This is a genomic window from Candidatus Firestonebacteria bacterium RIFOXYD2_FULL_39_29 (assembly GCA_001778375.1).
Classification (GTDB): domain Bacteria; phylum Oederibacteriota; class D2-FULL-39-29; order D2-FULL-39-29; family D2-FULL-39-29; genus D2-FULL-39-29.
The window spans coordinates 1-20,389 of sequence record MFGV01000081.1 but is presented as its reverse complement, the minus strand read 5'-3'; the positions used below and the strand labels follow the sequence as shown (position 1 = coordinate 20,389).

Annotated in this window: 14 protein-coding genes and 1 other annotated feature; all 14 genes read right to left on the bottom strand. The window is 38.5% G+C overall.

The features are described from left to right. Window positions 1-52: 52 nt before the first annotated feature. Complete coding sequence (locus A2536_09810; protein OGF44847.1) at window positions 53-1,021, bottom strand: hypothetical protein; 969 nt, start codon at window positions 1,019-1,021, stop codon at window positions 53-55. A 252-nt stretch (window positions 1,022-1,273) separates the two neighbouring features. After that, window positions 1,274-1,435: a binding site (cyclic di-GMP riboswitch class I), on the bottom strand. Between the two features lie 292 nt (window positions 1,436-1,727). After that, window positions 1,728-3,968 (bottom strand): hypothetical protein, encoded by a 2,241-nt coding sequence (locus A2536_09805; GenBank protein ID OGF44846.1) that lies wholly within the window; start codon window positions 3,966-3,968, stop codon window positions 1,728-1,730. A 77-nt stretch (window positions 3,969-4,045) separates the two neighbouring features. Continuing rightward, a complete protein-coding gene (locus A2536_09800) occupies window positions 4,046-6,811 on the bottom strand; it encodes a hypothetical protein (protein OGF44845.1) in 2,766 nt (921 codons plus the stop codon). A gap of 350 nt (window positions 6,812-7,161) precedes the next feature. Then, on the bottom strand, window positions 7,162-9,357 hold the full coding sequence (locus A2536_09795; protein OGF44844.1) for a hypothetical protein: 2,196 nt from the start codon (window positions 9,355-9,357) through the stop codon (window positions 7,162-7,164). Further along, a complete protein-coding gene (locus A2536_09790) occupies window positions 9,354-10,163 on the bottom strand; it encodes a hypothetical protein (protein OGF44843.1) in 810 nt (269 codons plus the stop codon). Before A2536_09790 ends, A2536_09795 begins: the two co-directional genes overlap by 4 nt. Continuing rightward, complete coding sequence (locus tag A2536_09785; protein ID OGF44842.1) at window positions 10,160-12,259, bottom strand: hypothetical protein; 2,100 nt, start codon at window positions 12,257-12,259, stop codon at window positions 10,160-10,162. The genes A2536_09790 and A2536_09785 overlap by 4 nt, the downstream gene beginning before the upstream one ends. Then, window positions 12,256-13,143: a hypothetical protein gene (locus A2536_09780; GenBank protein OGF44841.1), complete on the bottom strand. Its 888-nt coding sequence runs from the start codon at window positions 13,141-13,143 to the stop codon at window positions 12,256-12,258. The genes A2536_09785 and A2536_09780 overlap by 4 nt, the downstream gene beginning before the upstream one ends. Window positions 13,144-13,147: 4 nt before the next feature. Beyond that, entirely contained in the window at window positions 13,148-14,149 is a 1,002-nt protein-coding gene (locus tag A2536_09775; GenBank protein OGF44840.1) for an AAA family ATPase, read from the bottom strand. A 294-nt stretch (window positions 14,150-14,443) separates the two neighbouring features. Next, on the bottom strand, window positions 14,444-15,589 hold the full coding sequence (locus tag A2536_09770) for a hypothetical protein (GenBank protein OGF44839.1): 1,146 nt from the start codon (window positions 15,587-15,589) through the stop codon (window positions 14,444-14,446). Further along, a complete protein-coding gene (locus tag A2536_09765) occupies window positions 15,583-16,587 on the bottom strand; it encodes a hypothetical protein (GenBank protein ID OGF44838.1) in 1,005 nt (334 codons plus the stop codon). Before A2536_09765 ends, A2536_09770 begins: the two co-directional genes overlap by 7 nt. Continuing rightward, window positions 16,584-17,270, bottom strand: coding sequence for a cytidylate kinase (locus A2536_09760; GenBank protein ID OGF44837.1), 687 nt, complete (start codon window positions 17,268-17,270; stop codon window positions 16,584-16,586). The genes A2536_09765 and A2536_09760 overlap by 4 nt, the downstream gene beginning before the upstream one ends. A gap of 134 nt (window positions 17,271-17,404) precedes the next feature. Continuing rightward, window positions 17,405-17,749, bottom strand: a complete 345-nt coding sequence (locus tag A2536_09755) for a histidine triad nucleotide-binding protein (GenBank protein ID OGF44836.1) — start codon at window positions 17,747-17,749, stop codon at window positions 17,405-17,407. 153 nt (window positions 17,750-17,902) lie between these two features. Continuing rightward, window positions 17,903-19,159 carry a tRNA (N(6)-L-threonylcarbamoyladenosine(37)-C(2))-methylthiotransferase MtaB gene (locus tag A2536_09750; GenBank protein OGF44835.1) on the bottom strand — a complete coding sequence of 419 codons (1,257 nt, stop codon included), beginning with the start codon at window positions 19,157-19,159 and terminating at the stop codon, window positions 17,903-17,905. 1 nt (window position 19,160) lies between these two features. Continuing rightward, the gene (locus A2536_09745; protein ID OGF44834.1) at window positions 19,161-20,279 is read right to left on the bottom strand and encodes a hypothetical protein; all 1,119 of its coding nucleotides are present in this window, start codon (window positions 20,277-20,279) and stop codon (window positions 19,161-19,163) included. Window positions 20,280-20,389 lie beyond the last annotated feature (110 nt).

Sequence of the window (20,389 nt, the reverse complement as noted above, 5' to 3'; positions counted from 1 at the left end):
TCTTCTCTTTCCGCTACAAAGCTTTGGCGGACCCGCCCTTAGGCGAGGTCTTTTATCTTCTATACTTGCTGTTTCTGCTGCTTTTACTTCTCTTACTTCCTTTGCTTTGTTTCGTTTCTTCTCCAAACTTCACAGAAAGCGACACTCTATGCGCGCTTCCTAAATCACCAAATAGACTGAAGTTGTAATCCAGGCTACAGATCATTCTATCCAAATTCTGTTTCACTCCGGCTCCTACGTTTACATTGTTTACGTCATAGCCTATTCCGTAACTTCCGCGGACGCTTACAAAATTGTCATAGCAATACTCCGCGCCGATACTTTCTACGGTTTTTGAACTTGCAAGTATATAGCTCCCGCCTAATGCTACTGTCAGATCGTCATCGCTCATTATTGAAAGTTTGGCGGATAAGCCTAACCTTGCAAGCATCGGAGAGACATCTGTTCCTACATTGCCCTCTATATTGCTTAGAGATGCTCCTATTCCTACTCCCTCTATTCTATATAATACTCCTACATCTCCCATTATTCCGCTTACACTGCTTCCGTCTATATCCTCTGACGCATATTTCAAACCGGCTCCAACATTTAAACTTTCTCCTAATTTATATCCAATCGAAAGACCGCCTGCTATATTATTCGGAGTGAAAGCTCCTGCTGTTCCGGAATATACTCCTGTGTTGTCCTCTGTTGTTTTGGTTATGCTCCCATAGTTAAGATAAATTACATACGCTCCGAGAGTCATATTTTTTCCGGCAGGGATTACACCTGATGCGTACTCATAACTGGTTTCACCTATGTATGCCAAATGCATGAGGGATATCTCAGGAGTTGTTAATTTTGCCAGACCTGCGGGGTTATAAAACGAAGCATTTGAATCATCGGCTAAACCTACATAACCGTCTCCAATACTTGCTACTCTTGCGGAAGGTTTGATCTTCAGGAATTGCAGGCTCTCTGTGCCGATACCGGCTAGAAGAGGGATTGATAGGAATGTAATCAGGAAAAAGCAGAAAAGCATCAGTGTAGTTGCCTGATTTATCAGGCATTGACAGGCTCGATGCTTGTGCCCGCCAATCTTTATGGAGGGAATCGAGCAACTACAAGATCTCGAATTATTTTTATTTAGCTTGCATTTACAGCACCAAGCACGCATCGTTCCTCCTAATAACTCAAGGTCCGGCACCTGTTTTTCACACCGACCTTTGAACCTGGCATTCATTACAACTTAAACCAGATCCAAAATTACATGTTCTTTCCAGATTGGTGCCGGATCGGCAGTTCAGCCTCCGTCACATGATTTTCTCAAATGTTTTCGCTCTGAGTACAAACTCTTCTACCCAATATCGCTCGCGTTACTCAGAACATTCTTTGAAGCATGTGCCGGACTGGAACTTTGCGTCTCTTGATTGCTCAAGATTTGCCCTTTCGGTTTCTTTATGCTTAATTATACAGCGCAAACAACGTATTGTCACTATAGCAAAATACTTTTCAATTTCGAGGCTGGGGATACAATATTCTTATACATAAGGAAAGTGCTGTCTTTGAAAAACAAAAATATCCGATGATCATTATTCCACAAACAAGAAAATTCAAAATCCTGCTCATAGCATCCTCCCCATTACTTTACTGAATTATGCATCCAAGACAGCAATTTGTCAATATGAGAAAATACGCTATTATTGACTTTCAGGGTTATTTATTGCACTATATACTTCATAGGCGGGTTATTTTAATCTATATTTGGTAGGAGTTAATTTTGTATATTTCTTAAACAATCTGCAGAAATAAGCAGCATCAGAATACCCGATTTTTCCTGTTATTTCACTGACATTATATCTGACATCCCTTAAAAGCTCTTTTGCTTTTTCCAATCTTAATCTGGTGATATAATCGAAGACGGTCATCCCGACCTCCCATTTAAATACTTTTTCTATATGATGCGGACTTAGCCCTATTTTTCCGGAAATAGTTTTTAAAGATATTTTTTTATCATAGTTATTTATCAGATACTCTTCTATGTTCTTTGCCACACCGTAATACATCTTATGTCTTTTTATTATAATATTTATTTCATCTGATAAAATCTTTAAAGTAATTTCCGGATTCTTTTGACTCTTTAATATCTGATATACTCTCTCTCGAATTACATTTTCTATTATATTATAATGCTTTATCTCCGCATACGGATTTCTTAAATCTTTCAATATGCTTTTCGCATGAATATTATAAGGTCTCTTATTTAATATTTCCTTATCAGCCCATAACGATATTTCAGGGGTAAAAGGATACCCCCATTTTATATTTAATTCTTTTGACACTTGATTACTCGCAAAATATTTTACAAGTTTAATAGCCGAATTAACATCCTTTGTATTTTTAGGAATACAATATCCCACACCATCTGTTACGGAATATGATTTATTGCCTTTTTGTACTACAGGTAAAGCCGCGATACCTACCTTTTCCCTTGGAAAACAACAGGGCTCCCAATCTATATATTCAAGGATTTCCGAAGAATATATTAAAAACACAGTTTTTCCTTTTTTAAATTTTTTTAAGCATTCTGAATGTCCATGATGCACTTTTTCTTCCGGTACTTTGTATTTATTTATTAGTTTTTGCATTAATTTTACTGCTGACAACGCTTTACCGGTGTTTAGATTTGCTTTTCCTTGATTATCATATATATTTGCTCCGTTACTCCATAGCAATTCAAGAAACATTCCCGGTAATTCTCGCACATTTCCCCAAAAAAATGAAACCGGCGAAAGTTCCAAATCTTTTTCTCGATCCTTAATATACTCGCCAGTTTGCATTACCTCATCCCAGGTTTCCGGTACCTTTAACTTATATTTATCAAGCAGGTCTTTCCTGTAAATCAAATTTCTTGAATTGACTATTAAAGGAACACCATATATTTTACCTTCGAAAGAACAAATATCTACGGCATCTTTTAAATAGATATTTTTGTCGACATGCCCATCCAAGCTGGTCAATAATCCTTCTTTTGCTAAATTATAAATATTGTTATAGCTCGCAGCAAGAACCCCTAAATGAGTAGAAGTAATCTTCGTAACTCCTTTAATTAAATCTATCCCTGAATCTATCAAATATTTCTGCTCAAAAGGTTCTATTTCATTGCTTTTATTTACAACTACAGATGGATTGTCTTTTCTAAAACCATCAAGTATTTTGCTCACTTCATTATCCACAGGATCCAGATACCAGATATGATAATTTACTTCAGAAGGCTTTAAAATATCATTACAATATTTTTTTTCATTCTCGTCTTCTATCGCAATGGTTTTAATTTTCAACCCGTTTTTTCCAACTTTTATTTCTCTTACATTTGTATCATGAAAAGTACCTTTTGCTTTTAATATAGTTATCAATCTTGATACTTTATTATTTTTTTTCACTTGCTGTAAAACTAATATACTATTTACCGCAGACAAAACAGATGATTCGCCCAAACCAAAATATTTATCCGTCTCAGAAGCTCCCGTAGTAATAATCGAAGAAACTTCCTCTTTCTTAATTATTTTTAAAATATGTTCAGTTACCTTTTTTATGTTTCCTCCGGTAACCTTTGGAAACCCGTCTATTGCTATTCTGCCTGTTTTATTTTCTTTTAATATTTTTGCTAACCTGGGAATCAAAACCCCGAGATTATTTATCTTTACAGAAAAAAACAGGAAATCCTTATTTTTAAGATATTGTCCCCAATCCGTATTTAAGATGTCGTAATATTTCAGAATCTCTTCGGTATCTTCCGTCAAAGAAACATATATACACTTTTCTTTCCGTTTAAGCCCTTCTTTTATGAACTGAAGTGAGAATAAAGTTTTCCCCGTACCGGATTGCCCTGAAATAAGAGCAGTCTCCCCTTTTATCATCCCCCCATAAAACATCTCATCCAATCCCTGGATTCCTGATTTAATTCTTTTTAATTTATTTTCTTTCATAGCGTTTAAGTATAGCAAAAACAATTAACTTATTGAAGAGATTATTTAAATTTTCATCTATATCAGGCAGGTTAGACCTATCTTAACAATTTTCTGTAATATTCCTCAATATCATCCCTGTATTTTTTGGGTTTTTCGTCTTTCATTGAGTCCATAATATCTTCCCTGAACTCTTTTGGAGGTTTGTACTCTTTTTTCCCGGGGAGCTTGTGATAGCGGGTAGATCTGCCGTTTAAACCTTTGCTTCCGCTGCTTTTACCACCGCTGCTTAAAAGCATAGGTCCTCCGCCACCCCCCTGCTCTTGTATAAGATCTTCCATCTTACTTTTCATGGATTCAAGACGGTTCAGAGCCTCTTGCTCTTCAGGCATTGCAGAGAAACCGTCCCCTTCTTCAAGGCTATTAGAAGCATTTTTCATGGAGTCCCCGGCTTTTGATGCATTTTCGTCAAAAATTGACGAGGGAAATCCTTCTTTTGCCGCTTTTTCAATCTCTTTTTTTAATTTATCCAATTCTGAGATATTTACATCCTGTTTTTCTTTTATTTTGCTTGTCCTATTCTTACCGTCATTTTCCTTTGCTTTTGAAGAGGTGCTCTTTTTTCTATCCTTCTGTAATAACTCCAGAATTTCTTTTTCAATATCCCCGGATTTTTTTATTTTTTCAGATGAAAAAGTAATTAAATCAATGTTTTCTTTATTTTCCCCCTTAAGCCGCTCATTATCTTTATCCTTCTGCTTTTCAAATGCCAAGGATTTCTGTTGAAGGAAATTATTAACCTGCCTTTGAATCTCATTAACAGCATTAACATTATTTATTACCAGTACCAGATCAGAAGGAGCATCATAAAATACACCATTTTTAAACTTCTCCAGGATTTCCTTCATACTATTGCCAGGTGCTTTTACAGAAAGCATTATATTATTAAAAACCTGCTTATTTTCCAGTATTGCCGCCGCCGAAGCTGAAGCATCTACAGCTTCCTGTTGTTTTTTTATAATCAAGTTTATAGTTTCCTCCTGGTCTTTAAGCAGTTTTTCAAGATCGACAGAAGCTTCTGAAGACGTTTCAGTATATATTTCCTTTTCCCTTTTCACCATTTCTTCCAATTTACTGTTCATATTCCCCGCCGTCTTCATATTCTTAGCCGTCTTTCCATACCCGCTTTGATTCATCATATTTTTTAAAGACTGATTAAAGGAATTTAACTCTTTTGCCAACTCCTTCGCAAGGCGCATCGCCTCTTTTTTATCTCCCCGGGCAAGAGCCTCGTTAAGCTTTTTCATAAGTTCCGCTATCTTCCCCATATCCAGAGTACTGGAACTCATCTGCTTTAATGTTTCCGGCGAGACTTCAGTAACAGAACTTATCAGTGTTTCCGCTATTTTAGACAGATTGTCCTGAAGCATTTCAAGATCACCAAGCATCCTTGCAAGATCAGGATCATTCTCCTTAGCATATTTTTCAAGCTGTTTTGCAAAATCCTCATTCTTGCTGTCGAACTCGGAAACCTTACGCTCTAAATCCATAAACTTTTCCATGTCCATCGGATCAGCTTCTTTAAGATAATCTTCCAATTCCGGAAGGAAAAGCCTTACCTTTTGAGATATTCCTCTTTTGGGCCCGTCAATAATATCATTATCAAAAGCTTCCAGATAAATTTGCAAGTCATCTCCCATTTTAACGTTACACGAAGCAATTTCAAGGTCATAGGTTCCACTGCCGGTTTTTTTGTTCGCGTTATCCTTAAAAATCCTTCTTTTTTCGGTAGAGCTTTTATTTTCTATCACAAGATTTACTTCATTTACACCAAAATCATCAAGATACTCATACACTATACTAACCGACGTCTGAGGTAAAACACTCATTTCTTCATTTGGGAATATCATGTTAATCTTCGGCATTCCGTCATTAATAATCTTGATTTTATGCCTAATTTTTTCTGCATTTTCGAGGTTTGCCCTATCCGTAAGGACAACAGTATATTCAATATTGTCTTTAACAATAAAACGCAGAGACGGTCGAAGAGGATCATTTGTACTCATCGGTAAGCGAAATTTCTTACTTCCTTCTTTGCCTTCCAGATAAGCAGCAACTACAGGTTTATTAGTAATCCCTGATATCTCCACACTTGAATTTTTGAGAGCTTCAGCATTCCCGCCTTCATCAAAGATCTTTGCAGCCATACCGGTATAAGGAGGATAGATGACTTTAACTTTCAAGTCTCCTATCTCAGGAAGTCCCTGCAGTTTTAGACCACCCAAAGAAGAAGTCACATCAAGCGACGGGTCAAAAAGCCGGAAAAGAGCAGACTTCATAGGATAGGGAGAAATATTATACAAGCATAGAAACACCGCAAACATCGAAACAGTTATAATAAATATCTTTTTTAGCCGCTTAAAACTAACAGCACATAAAACATCTTCTTTTAATATTGTTTCAGCCACACCTTCAACATACGCATTTGCAAGGTCAAAAGAAACCCCTGTAAGTTTGCCCTTTTTTACCCCTTTAAAAAGCTGCCAGGCATTTACGAGAGAATCCTTAAGTTTAGGATTATTCTTTTGAGCCAGCAGACATATATGTTCTGCCGTAATCTTCCTGGAAACTATTCTCACCGTAAAAAAGGATAAACAAGAACCCAAAGACAGATAAAAGATTATAAGAGCAACCCCTCGGGCAAAAGAAGAAAAATCAAAGAGAATGTCCAGGGTGAGAAATACAAAGAAGTATGAGAGTACCAATATCGCTATCTTATTAAACGCCTCTACCATCAAATAGGCGTAATATTTCCGCTTTGTTTGCCTCAGTAAAACCGCTATGTCGGTAAAGTTGTTGGTCAAAGAAAAACCCCCAGTAAAATCAATCACTAAGTAAGATCAAAATTCTAAATTCTAAACAATTACTAATACTTAAACCATTAAACAATGAACCTCTCCGAGCTTACGCACGGAGTTTCGACGATAGGAGATTTTTAATTATTCATGCCAAATTCATCCCACGAGCTCACGCTCGGGGTTTTCTTTGGCATAACGTCATAAACTACTCAAGCATTTCAAATTCAGAATTTAGTGCTTAAATATTTTCTCTTTGTTTAGTGCTTAGTGCTTCGACCTTAGTGCTTGTCTTGAATTTTAAAAAATATTTTCACTTTCACCTAGTCGTATCCGTTAATACAGTTTTCCGCTGTATCTCAAAGCAACCCGCTTATTCTCCTTAAAAACCATTCTCCTGCCAGCAACGCAATCAGCAGTACAAAATAAAGCGGATCATCCCAAATAGGTTTTTTTTCAGTTACAACTGACTCAGAACTGTTACTTTTTATCAGTTTTTCAAGATCAGAACACTCGCCTGCAAAATATCTTCCCCTTGATGAGGCGGAGATACTTTTTAACAGCTTATCATTCAGAAAAAGATCATACTCTTCCGAAGTAATGGCTTGTACAGGTACAAAGAAAGAAACCATTCCCAAATTTTTCGAACCTTTAAATGCTGAAGCTGTGAGTTTATAATTACCGGGGTTTTCTGCCGGCAAATATATCTCGTAAATACCGTTACCTATATTTGGAATCGTGCGAATTGTGGACGACTTGCCATTCGGATCCAGAATATCCAGATTCACGACCGCTTCGTCATCATAATGGAAAAAATCGTCCAGAACTGTTACAGCAATTTTGACTTCCTCGCCCTGTCTGTATACTTTTCGCTCGGCAGCAGCTGTAACCTGTCTTAAATCAGGAGCATTAACCAGCCAGTTAAGCATCTGCTGCCAGTAACGCCCATAATGATAATTTCCTCTTCCTGTGCCGGCTAACCACATAGACCACCGCCAGGTGTTATTCAAACCCATTGCAAGCACCCTTCCTTTTCCTTTTTGCCAGCCTGCAATTACCGGAAGAGGCCTTCCGTCATCTCCCTTGAGGTCAGGATGCTCTGCCAGAACAACAGACCCGGATTTTTGAGAGGAAAATCTGTTTAACCCGTTAATCTCAGGCAGCTCCTGCCATATCTTTTCGCTTTCACCTTTTATTTCTGAAAGTTGATTCACCGGATGTTTCACAGGTTTAAGCCTGAAAGGTGTTTTCAGGTACTCTTCCATTCCCTCAGGTTTAATATTCACAGGGAGCATCTCTTCCACCATCGTTCCCTTATAGCCTCCGCCGCCAAACGAATCAGGCCCCCCGATCATCATAAACGCGCCGCCGGACTTTTCAATATAATTTTTAAATGAGTTCAGAAATTCCGGAGGCATATAGCTTCTATAGGAAAAATTCTCCAGCATAACAATATCGTAGTTATAAATCTCCTTTAAGAATATCTCCTGAACAGGAAAAGGGATCAGAGTGTAATCAATTTCACTTAAAGGAAGTATATCCGTCATCCCTCGAAGTATTATGAATGTTATAACTTCATAATTAGGATTATTTTTGATGACCTGCCGTAAAAACCGGTATTCATAGTTAGGACTGCCGGAAATATAAAGTATTCTTGTTTTTTCTTTAAGCACATTGACTGAAAACTCCTTTTTATTGTTAGCTTTGTTTATTTCCCCACCGTCAGTTTCTACAAGCATTTCAAATCTTATTATGCCTGTATCCTTGTGCATATATTCAAAATTGACAACTGTCTCCTCACCGTCAGATCTTAAAACAATATCTTTTGCATCAACAAAAGAACCCTCTTTTTTAAGTATGACCCTTGCCCTTTTTCCTTTTGAATTATATGAATTAACAACTCCTTTAAATATGCTTTTTATATTACGGAAAGCTATTTCTGAAGAAAGTACCTGTGTGAGCTCAACATCAAAGCCGCTTCTTGTTTCCCCAATCCCTATTACAAACAACGGCAAATTCAGGGATTTTGCGGCCTCAACGGGATCTGAGCCCCCGTTATGATTACCATCGGTCATCAAAATTACAGCAGACCCTGAAACCGAACTGCTTCTTTGAATTTCTTCACCTATCTGCTCTAAACTCTGTCCAATATCGGTAAATTCCCCCGAAGGATTACCCAGTTTAAGAAGATCCTCTTTTGATACTCTTGAAAAACCGTTTGAAAACGCGTAATAATTCACCGCATAGGATTTTTCCAACGGTTCAATATCCTTCCTTATGATGTTTTTAACCCTGCTGAACTTATGATACGTGGATTTCAGATTCATTGAACGGGAAACATCCACTAACACCGATACCGATGCTTTTTCTGTTTTCTTTCTTCTTTCAAGCAAAGCAGGTCTTAAAAGAAGAAATATTAAAAGCAAATAAATACTAATACGAAGCACCGCGATTATCTTCTTTCTTTTATCCCCGTATTTTAAAAGGGTATAACCTGCTAAACCGCCGGCAATAAGAAAGAAAATAGCCCAATATGTAAACTCAAAAGTAATCATTCGGGACCTTCCGTATCGCCTTTCATTTTCATTTTTATCAGAATATTATTTCTATGTATCGCATCCAGTTTATAAGTTCCGGTAAGACCATACATAAGGATATTAATAAACAATTTTTTTGCCTCAATCCTCTGCTGTTCCCCCCCGGGTACGCATTTTTTCACAGCAGCCCCAAACTTGTCAGTAACAAAACTCCCGATGATATCATTATGGGAATAAATAACCGCCGTCTGATTGTTATATTCTATACCGTCAAGATAATCGGCAGCCTTTCTGGTCCCGGCCGTTTCGGGGGTCATATGAAACGAATAATATATTGCATGTTTTTTACTTATTGGTCTAAAATCTAACGCCGGGAAAACCTTTTTAAATTCCCTTCTTATAGAACTGTCAAAACCGGAGTTCAAAGTCCCGCCAGAGTCATCCACAAAGCAAATACCTCCGCCATCAAAGAACCTTTTGAGTGTTTCTGTCTGCTTCTCAGAAAACGGGTCAAACTCAAGATCACCTGTAATAAAAATAAAGGGATAATCAAATATTTCCATACCATCCAAATCAACGGATATTTTTGCTTTTTCAGGATGAATATTAGTTGTAACGGTAATTTGCCGGTACATGGAAGACCAGGCGGTCTTATTCGTATCCCAGCTTCCCCCGTTATACTTAAGTTGAACATATGCAAAGTTTTCAAGCCTTTTTTCGGAATCCATTATGGTTTCTGCAAATAATAAATAAGTATGTGAAAAGAAAAAGCATAATAAGAACATAAAAATAAAGAGACTGCTTCTCAAAAGCTTATTCATCATAATAACCTCCGTATCGAAAGCATGCCCTCGACCGTAAGTAAAAATAATAAAGCAATCAGAAGAGGCATTGATATTTCCTCGCCTCTTACTATTGAAACAATATCACTGTCGGTATTTTTTCCGCTTTTAATGGTGTATATCGAGGTTTTTGGCGGAAAAAGCTTGATTAAACCGGAAGAACTGATCTTTTTCAAATCTGATTCTCCCGACGCAGTGTCCGGATTGACAGAAAAATAATCCGATTTTCGACCCTTTTTATCCGTGTACTTATAGAGATAAATTCCGGGTTTTTCTGTAAAGGGGTATTCAAAAGTATTTCCGGACATTTTTATATTTTTGGTAACTCCGGACGGATTGGTCACTTCCACGGTATTTGAAAGACCCGATGTTTCAAATTTCCTCTTAAAGACATCCCCCACATAAATCGAAGATAAACTCTCCCTCAGGCTTCCTTCCGCAAGATACTTTGCCAATTCCTGCATAAAAGGGACATAAGCATTTCTCAAAGGAAAATCCGTCCTGTCCCTGTCAGCGGGGAACGGAAAGATTATAACCCTGCCGGAATCAGCCGATATTTTGCTGGCCTCCAGCATCATCGGAACATTTATATTTGCAAAATCCAGAAAAGAAAAACATTTACTTTTGGGTGAAAGTCTGTAAACCCTGTAAAACTGAACTTTACCAATTTCTTCAGTCCCAGCATTTTTTAATACAGGATGATTTGAGCTCGCGGATTTCTCATCAATCTTCAGTATTCCTTCTTCCTCCCCCGTGATATTCGCCGGAAATATTACAGGATCAAGAGCACCATAGCTTTTAAGATCAATTTTGTCTCCAAGGAAATACACGATACTTCCGCCGCTCTTTACATACTCCAGAAGCCTGTTTACATCAGAGGGTAACAGGGAAGAAACATTGCACAAAATAACCGCTTTATACTCCGCCAGAATTTTATGCCTGAATTCATTCAACACGCAAACAGAAGGGACTATTTCGGCGGAAAACCGCTGGCCGGGATTCAGGGCCAGATTCAAATAAAAGGTCTCGCTTAAAAAGCCGGATATTTTCACATCACCGTCTACAAGCAGAAGCTTCTTAATTTGACGGCCGGAAACTGTAAAATAACAGATATTGTCAATCCCCAGAGCATCTGAATTCTCTATTCTGACATTTCCGGTATCAGTTTCACGTTCTCCGGAATCAGCATACAGAGTTTTAATAATATTTTTTCCCGGCTTTACGTCTGCAAAACCATAAGAGGCTTTCATTCCATTTAACATCAGAGTTACAGGAACCTTGGAATAACGGGCAGAAGAATATCCCGAGATATTTACATTGAATTTCATTCTGTTCTCAAAAGAAGAGACTGAGGCAGCTGCGCTGTTCACCGCAAGATTATCAGAGATTTCTCCCGCATCAATGAAAACAATATTAATCCGGGGATCAAACTCAGAAGCGGTAAAATCAAAATCAGAATATCCGTGAAGAGCAAAATCCGTAACAAATATTATTTGTTTTGACCCGGCCGGATTTCCCTTTAAGGCAGTCAGCGCCATATTGATTCCGCTTCTTATTGAGGTGGTTTTATAGGAAAGTTCTGAAGATTTTATCTTGTTTTCAACTTCCAAAAGATTCGAAGTCACTCCGTTTACCTTTGCTTCTATTCCTTTTGAAACCAGAGCAAAAGATACCGAATCAATACTCCTGAGAGCCTTTAAAACTTTAAGGCAGGCTTCTTTGCCTCTTTCAAACGAGGAGGTGTTTTTATTTACCGCCCCCATAGAATAGGAATTATCCAGAAGTATGTAGTAAGTTCCCGGAGCTGCATCCTGCCGGGAAATATTATTATGCTTATGAAATACTGCCCGCGCAAAGAAGAACACAAGCAGAGCAACAATCAGAATCCGGATCAAGAGCAGTAAAAACTGCCATAAACGTATCTTCGTTATGGTTTTCTTTACCGCAAGTACGATATATTTTGTTTCCGGAAACTTCTTTACTCTTGCATTCTTTATAGAAAAAAGGTGTATAATAATAGGAATAAGGATCAAGGGAAGAGCAAAGAGCATACCCGCATTAAGAAAAGTAAAGTTCATCCCGCAACCCTCGCTCTTCGTTCAAGATAGAATAAAAGAGCTTCTTCCACCGGAGTTTTTGTTGAAAGCAGCGTGTAATCAATCCCTGCCGCATTAAAATCTTTCCGGTATTTATCCGTAAAAGCCCGTATTATCAGCCTATATTCCTCCCGTATCATATTCGGAAGCGCTAAAACAGATTCGCCCTGCTCTAAACTTTCAAACATAAAAGGTTCTTTAAACGGCAAATCCAGTTCATCCTCATCCAGCACCTGAAATACAATGACTTCGCTATTTTTTGAAAGCAAATATTTTGTATTTTTTATTATTGTTTCGACGTCCCCGTAAAGATCGGTAATAAGAACCGTCACCCCGCGCTTTTTCAGAATACCCGCTGTTTTAAGTAAAACTTCGGGAAGCATCGTACTTCCTGAAGGTTTGGAATTCTCAAGTTCCTCAAATATAAGACTAAGATGCTTTTTTCCGGATTTAGCCGGAATAAAACTCCTGATCCGGTCATCAAATATGACCAGTCCGGTTTTATCCTGCTGAATTGTCATAAGATAGGCAAGCGCCGCCGAGAGAAAAGCAGAGTATTTGTACTTGCTGATTTTTCCGGAAGCATATTCCATTGAAGCAGAAGCATCCAGAAGGATACTGCAGGAGAGATTTGCCTCTTCTCTGTACTCGCGGATAAAATATCTGTCGCTTTTAGCAAGGACTTTCCAATCAATACGCTTTGTTTCATCTCCAAAAGAATACTCTCTATGTTCCATAAAATCCGTACTGATACCTTTCCGTAGAGCCGGATGTAGTCCGGTCAGAAAACCATTGACAAGATTCTTGGCTATTACCGAAAAACCGGCAAACTTTGTGAGTTCTTCCGGGTTAAAATATTTTCCCATTAATTCACCCGGGTTTTACCGTATCTAACAACCGGGTAACAATTTGATCGGTTGTCACCCCGTCTGCCTGAGCTTTAAAAGAAAGAACCAGACGGTGACGCAGTACTTCAGGCGCAACAGCCGCAACATCAGAAACTGAAGCCGCAAATCTTCCTGAAATCACTGCTTTGGCTTTTGCACCAATGATAAGAGCCTGGGAAGCTCTCGGACTTGCACCCCAGACCAGCATCTCTTTTACATAATCAGGGGATGTAACCTCCTGCGGTCTGCTTTTGGCTACCAGGTCAATTGCATAGTCAATTACATAATCAGAAACCGGCACTCTTCTGACAAGTTCCTGCATGACAATTATTTCCTCAGCATTTAACACGGGTTGAAGTTCATAATCTACGGCTCCCGTGGTCTGCCTGACGATATCCTTCTCCTCGTCTCTAGTCGGATATTTCACCGCTATATTAAAAAAGAATCTGTCTAATTGAGCCTCAGGAAGAGGATAGGTACCTTCCTGTTCAATTGGGTTTTGCGTTGCCAATACAAAAAAAGGAAGTGGAAGCGAATGCGTCTGTCCTCCTGCGCTTACTTTGTTTTCCTGCATAGCCTGTAGCAGCGCAGACTGTGTTTTTGGAGGAGTTCTATTGATCTCATCCGCCAGAACAATATTTGCAAAAACAGGCCCCTTAATAAATCTAAATGACCGTTCTCCTGCTTTATCCTGCTGTATTACTTCCGTTCCTGTAATATCTGAAGGCATAAGATCAGGTGTAAATTGAATCCTGTTAAACTTAAGGTCCAGTATCTTTGAGATACTTTCTATAAGGAGAGTCTTGGCAAGCCCCGGAACCCCGACTAAAAGACAATGCCCTTTGCAAAACAAACTGATCAGCACTTCTTCAATTACTTTCTCCTGACCTACAATCACCTTTTTCAACTGAAGTTTAATCTCAGCATTAACCTTCGAAAGCTTTAAAACCAGTTCAAGATCCTGTTTTGATTCTAGTTTATCCATAGCTCCCCTTTAATTACGCAGTGAAAACATGGTTTAACAATATTAATGATAGCACTAAAATGACTGCATATCAACCCGAAAGGCAGCTTCCAATCTCTTCAGTTCATATTGTCTTTTACATTTATTATGTCTTTGAAAAAGATTTCACTGATTACAATACTACCGGATTCCACTGATAAAAGATATGGTTCCATCGAACTAGAATCTGAAAATCTCTCCATCTTTATTTCTATACTTTCCTATACTTTGAAAAAGATTCCACTTCCTCCTGCGAGGTCAGGGATACAAGTGGCGTCAGTATAGCTGTTTTCTCAGGATATCTGCCAATTTTTCTCCGACTTTTTCATGGCTAAATCTTACTGACGCCTCGGCTGCTATTGTTTCCGGCTCAAATTTATCAAGCATGGAAAGCATTTTCTCAATACCTTCCGCAAATGCTTCGGGAGAGTCCGGTTTTACAAGCACTCCCATACTTTCATTGACCACTTCAGGAACTCCTCCCACCCGAACAGTCACAACAGGCAGGCCGGCTCCTGCCGCTTCCATAAGCACGCAGCCGAAGGTCTCAGTACGACTGCATAAAACAAAGATATTACTTTTTGACATCAGTTCAGCCACTTCGGATTTTGTAAGAAAACCATGAAATTTTACCCTTTCCGCCACACCCTGAACAACCGCAAGTTTCTCATATTCACTTCTCTTTCTGCCGTCTCCGACTATATCCAGGATGAGGCTCCTATCCTTTAGCAAAGAAAAGGATTTAAGCAGAATATCAACGCCTTTAACCGGAACAAGCGACCCCACAAAAAGAAGATGTGTTTTTCCATCCTCTGCATCTTTTCTGGCAGAAGTATTAAATAGTAACCTGTCATATGTGTTAGGAACAATTTCAACCGGGATTTTCCCGGAAAATTCAAGTATAGCGTCCTTTAGGTACAGGCTTACAGGCAAAATGACCTTTGCCCTGCGAAAAATAATACCGGCCAATATTCCCCTGATAAATCCGATGCCATTTTTTGAAATAAAGGCAGAGGAATGTTCACTAACAGCAAGCGGAACTTTTCTAAGTTCCGGAATCAAAAGCATTGGAAGCGCAGAATAGTAGACATGTGCATTTACAACATCAGGTTTATAGCTGCTCTTTAGCAGTTGTTTTAACGCCTTAGTAAAGTAGTAGAGTCCTTTCAACAGGTTAAAAAAGACCGGTTTTTTATAATAGGCCAGTATTGTACGAATTCCATCTTCTGCACTGTCGTTAATAAAAGGCAGTTCCTTACCTTGAAATTCCCCTGACACGGGAACAGGGCTCACGACCGTAACTTCAGAAAAAAGGGAAAGGGCTCTCGCAAATTCTTTAACAAAAGTTCCCTTTCCGGGGCTGACTTTTGAAGGATACCAGACTGACAGCATAAGTATTTTTAATTTTTTGTTTTTTAGCAATTTTTCATTTTACTCCCCGGCATTATACAGATATCTGCTCCAAGTACTGCCCCGTTAAGAATGGAATTTTTCCCAATCATACAGCCGTGAGCAAGGATACAGTTTTGGAGAACCGCCCCTTCATCTATTTGCACCCTATCCCATATAATACAGTTTTTTAATAACACATTTTTTGACACAGAACAGTTCTTTCCGATGACCATAGTTCCTGCTATTTTTGAGCCGGACGCAATCACGGAGTCTTCACCGATAGAAACCCCATTTTTCATTTTCACTTTTATAAAAGGAGTAAACTTTCCCAGAAGTACATCTCTGGTAACCTTCCTGTATTTTTCAACAGTCCCGCAGTCCATCCAGTATATTTTTTTAAAGACCATTCCATAAAAACCCTTTCCGACCATGACAGGGAATATATCCCTTTCGATAGAATAGACCTTACTAAACTGCATGAGTTTTAATACTTCCGGCTCAAACAAGTAGACCCCTGCATTAATATTTGTTTCTTTACCCTGAACTTCCTCCGGAGAGGGCTTTTCTATAAATCCGGTAACTCTCCCATCTTTTGATGTTTCCACCAAACCAAACGCCGACGGATCCTCCACAGGAGTAAGTGCTATTGTTGCTTTTGCCTTATTACTTTTATGGAAGCGCATCATTTTTGAAAGATCTATATTAGTTATTAAATCACCGTTCATCACAACAGTTGTCCCTGTTAAATACTTTTCCGCACGTTTTATAGCCCCGCCTGTTCCCAGAGGTGAATCCTCATAGATATATCTTATCTTCATTCCTGAGTATCTGCTGCCTATAACTTTTTTTAATTTAGACGGAAGATAGCACGCAACTAAAATTGCTTCCTTTACCCCGTGCTTTTTCAGCCATCCAAGCATATAATAAATCATCGGTTCATTAACCACTGCCGCCAGAGCCTTTGGTAAGCATAAAGTTAAAGGACGAAGGCGTGTACCTTCTCCGCCTACTAATATTATAGCTTTCATATTTGAACATCTCCTTTAGAAAGTATTCTTGAAGCGATGATATTTACAACTTCTTCTATGCTTAGGTCAGAGGTGTCCACCTTTATCGCATCAGGGACCAGTTTAAGAGCCCCGAATGCCCTTTCTTTATCTCTCTTATCCCTGGCCATAATATCTATTTTAACCTCTTCAAGAGATTGCTCAATACTTTTTGCTTTTAGCTCTTTAAATCTTCTCTTAGCGCGCTCTTCGACAGAAGCATCCAAATAAAACTTAAACTCAGCATTTGGAAATACCAGAGAACCTATATCCCTGCCATCAAGTATAACACCGCCAAATTTCCCCATCTTTTGCTGCAAAGATACAAGATGTTTTCTGACCCCGACAGAATCAGCGATATCTGAAGAACTCTTTGATACTTCAGGAAGCCGAATATCTTCGGTGACTTCCAAACCATTTACAAATACTTTGAGTCCTTTTTCTTCATACTTAAATTCAATACTGCATCTTTTCACAAGCGCTATAAGATCCTCTTCACATTTGGTATTTACCTTTTCTCTAATCGCCATTAAGGTAACAGCCCTATACATTGCCCCTGTATCAATATAACGGAGACCAAGTCGCTTTGCAACCAACTTGGCTATAGTACTCTTTCCGCTGCCCGCAGGACCGTCAAGGGCGATAACGGGTAACTTAGTTTCCATAACTTTTTACAACTCCTTTGTTCGTCAAAAACAGTTTGTAAGGTTTCTAAAGTTTCTAAGGTTTGTAAGGTCTTTTTCAGAGGTGGTATTATTATATTAAACACCACATTAATGTAAAACCTTATGAACTTTGTTCATCCTGGAGGCCACGCCAGATGCCTTCCGCCTAAAATATGCATATGGATATGAAAAACCGACTGACCGGCTTCGGCATTAGTATTCATTACAAGCCGGTAACCTCTTTGCGCAATATTTTTTTCTTCAGCTATTTTTTTTGCCGCCGAAAAAAGACTGTTTATAAGCTCTTTGTGACTGTCATTTATATCATTTACCGTCGGAATATGCTCCTTTGGAATAATCAGGATATGCACCGGTGCTTGAGGAGTTGAATCCTCAAACGCAAGCACCCTGTCATCCTCATAAACTATCTTGGCAGGAATCTGTTTCTGCACAATCTTACAAAATACACAACCCATCATACGCCTGATCTCCTTTAACGTTGCTCACGTTCCACTTTAATACGTTACTCACAGTCTAAACTAATGTGTTATTATTTATTTTCAATCTCGGCGGAGTACTTTTCTCCGCCTTCATTAAATTGTCATTTGTCAATCGTAAATCGTCAATTTCTCTTAAATTTTCCTTCCGTAATTTTCTTTTTCAACTCTTTCAAGTCTTACTTTTACTATATTTCCTATATCTCTCTCTGATCCGTCCTCGATATTCACCTTAATATAATTTTCAGAAAAACCCTTAATGCTTTTATTCTTTCGCCTCTCTATTCCTTCTACCAGAATTTCAAGTTCTTTGCCTATAAAAGTCCTTACAAATTCCCTCCCTTTTGTCTCCGAAGATAAAAGCATCTTCTTATACCTTCTTTCTTTCTCCGCCTCCGGAACTTTATCTTTCATTAAAGCTGCTTTCGTTCCCTCCCTATCCGAGTATGAAAACACATGCACCTTTAAAAACCTCTGTTGTTTCATTAATTCAAGAGAACTTTCAAACATCTTATCGGTTTCTCCGGGAAAACCGACAATTATATCGGTAGTTATGCTTAAATCTTTTATTTTTTCCTTTGCCAATTTCAGTTTAAAAATATAATCTTCGACACTATATTTTCTATTCATCAGCTTAAGCATATTCGTATCTCCGCTTTGAAGCGGAATATGAAGATGCGGGCAAACTCTACCGCTGCTCTTTGCAATTACATCAAGGAGCTTAGGTGTAATATACTCCGGTTCTATTGAAGACAACCTGAGCCTTCCCAGATTTTCAATTTGCAAAATATTTTCCACTACAACCGGAAGATTATTATCTTTATCAAGTTCTTGCCCATATGCTCCCAGGTTAATCCCGGTCAAAACTATTTCCATATATCCGTTATCAGAAAGCCTTTTTGCTTCTTTCACAATCTCCTGCATCGGACGGCTTTCTATCTTTCCCCGGGTAAAAGGCACAATACAATACGCGCAAGAGTTTTCACAACCGTCTTCTATCTTTAAGAAAGACCTTTTATGTCCGAACAAGCCCGAAACTGCAAACTCTTTTTTCCCTTTTTCAAAACCCAGTAAAAAAGCCAGATCTTTTTTTTCTTCATTCCTAAAAACAAAATCAACATGCTCAAGTTCTTTCACCTTTAAAGGAATTTCAGCAAGGCATCCGGTCACAACAACCTTAACTCCCGGATTATCCTTTAAAGCTTTTCTGATCTTATGTAAAGAGGCTCTTTCCGCCGTCTCTGTAACGACGCAGGTATTTATTATAAAATAATCCGCCTTACAAATATCCTCAGTAATTTCTCCTCCGGCCATCAAAATCTGTTCACGCACAGCCTGGGTTTCATACTGATTTATCTTGCACCCAAGTGTATCAAAGTATACTTTCATCAAATTATTGCTTTACCAGAATATCAGGTCTCTCCAATTTTTCTTTTCCAATTTTAATTTCCACCATCGGCCAATTTGGAGTAGTCGTTATTATCTCTACTTTACCGTTCTTCCTTAAAATCATAGTATCTTCACTCTTCGTTCCGGTAATGGAAGGATTCCAGGCAAAAGCCATATTCCCCTGAATTACTTCTTTATTATCGGGAGTACCCGTAAATTCTCTCTCATTATAGCCGGTTGGACCTCCCTGATGATGAAGCATACACTCTTTTTCAAATCCGACCTCTTTATACATTACCTGCGCTTTCTTAAATACGTCACCAATTGTAACTCCTGCTTTTGTGCCTAAGTTTAAAGCAGCATCAACTCTTAATACCGCAGCATGCTTCTTTTTTAACTCAGAAGATACTTCTCCGAAACAAACTATTCTTGTTAATGAAACAATAAGTCCCCATTTCTTGGCACAGAGTACAACCATAACATATTTATTAATAGGCTTCTGAGTTGGAATCGGATGTCTATATCTCATTACTCTGTCTTCCTGAGCTATTAAAAGTACAGACGGCTGTATCCCTTCTTTAAAGAGCTCTTTAGCAAGAGACGCCGAGACATCATCTTCTTTTGATCCTTGTTTTATCTTTTTACAGACTCGAGACATTGCTTTACCTGCTCTCTTCCCAAGCCATTTATATTTCTTTATTTCTTCATTGGAAAGCACCATCCGGAGCTGCATTAATCCTGAATCAATATTTTTAGTATTAAAAATTCCATCATCAGAAGCCGCAACCCCCGAACCAATCAAACCTTTTATTATTTCCTCTTTTGTATTTATTTCCCACCAGTTATACGACTTTAGAATATAACCAAGCTCTTTTACTTCTTCTTCCATAATCCTAAAACCTTCTATGTTGCTGGTTACAATGTATTTCTTCCCGCCGGAGAAAACAGCCGTGCAAACACCGGCAGTTTGAGTCAACCTGACATGACTGTCCCCGCCTCCCGTAATCCAGGCAAAATTATTAAGGTTGGAGATAAGTAATGCATCTATTTTATTTTTCTTCATGAACTTAGAAAGTTTTTTTTCCTTACCCGCAACTTCACGCTCTCGGTTGACGTTAAGCATGATCTTCCTCCTGAAACACATAAAGTACTAATTACTAATTCAGACTGTGTCGCAATTAAATTACTAACATGATATAATATGGCATATTCACTCCAAAGGAGCAAGCCATG

Bases quoted from the DNA above. Each gene is read 5' to 3' on its own strand.
- A2536_09810 (OGF44847.1), bottom strand. From the start codon at position 1,021: ATGCTTTTCTGCTTTTTCCTGATTACATTCCTATCAATCCCTCTTCTA.
- A2536_09805 (OGF44846.1), bottom strand. From the start codon at position 3,968: ATGAAAGAAAATAAATTAAAAAGAATTAAATCAGGAATCCAGGGATTG.
- A2536_09795 (OGF44844.1), bottom strand. From the start codon at position 9,357: ATGATTACTTTTGAGTTTACATATTGGGCTATTTTCTTTCTTATTGCC.
- A2536_09790 (OGF44843.1), bottom strand. From the start codon at position 10,163: ATGATGAATAAGCTTTTGAGAAGCAGTCTCTTTATTTTTATGTTCTTA.
- A2536_09785 (OGF44842.1), bottom strand. From the start codon at position 12,259: ATGAACTTTACTTTTCTTAATGCGGGTATGCTCTTTGCTCTTCCCTTG.
- A2536_09780 (OGF44841.1), bottom strand. From the start codon at position 13,143: ATGGGAAAATATTTTAACCCGGAAGAACTCACAAAGTTTGCCGGTTTT.
- A2536_09775 (OGF44840.1), bottom strand. From the start codon at position 14,149: ATGGATAAACTAGAATCAAAACAGGATCTTGAACTGGTTTTAAAGCTT.
- A2536_09765 (OGF44838.1), bottom strand. From the start codon at position 16,587: ATGAAAGCTATAATATTAGTAGGCGGAGAAGGTACACGCCTTCGTCCT.
- A2536_09760 (OGF44837.1), bottom strand. From the start codon at position 17,270: ATGGAAACTAAGTTACCCGTTATCGCCCTTGACGGTCCTGCGGGCAGC.
- A2536_09755 (OGF44836.1), bottom strand. From the start codon at position 17,749: ATGATGGGTTGTGTATTTTGTAAGATTGTGCAGAAACAGATTCCTGCC.
- A2536_09745 (OGF44834.1), bottom strand. From the start codon at position 20,279: ATGCTTAACGTCAACCGAGAGCGTGAAGTTGCGGGTAAGGAAAAAAAA.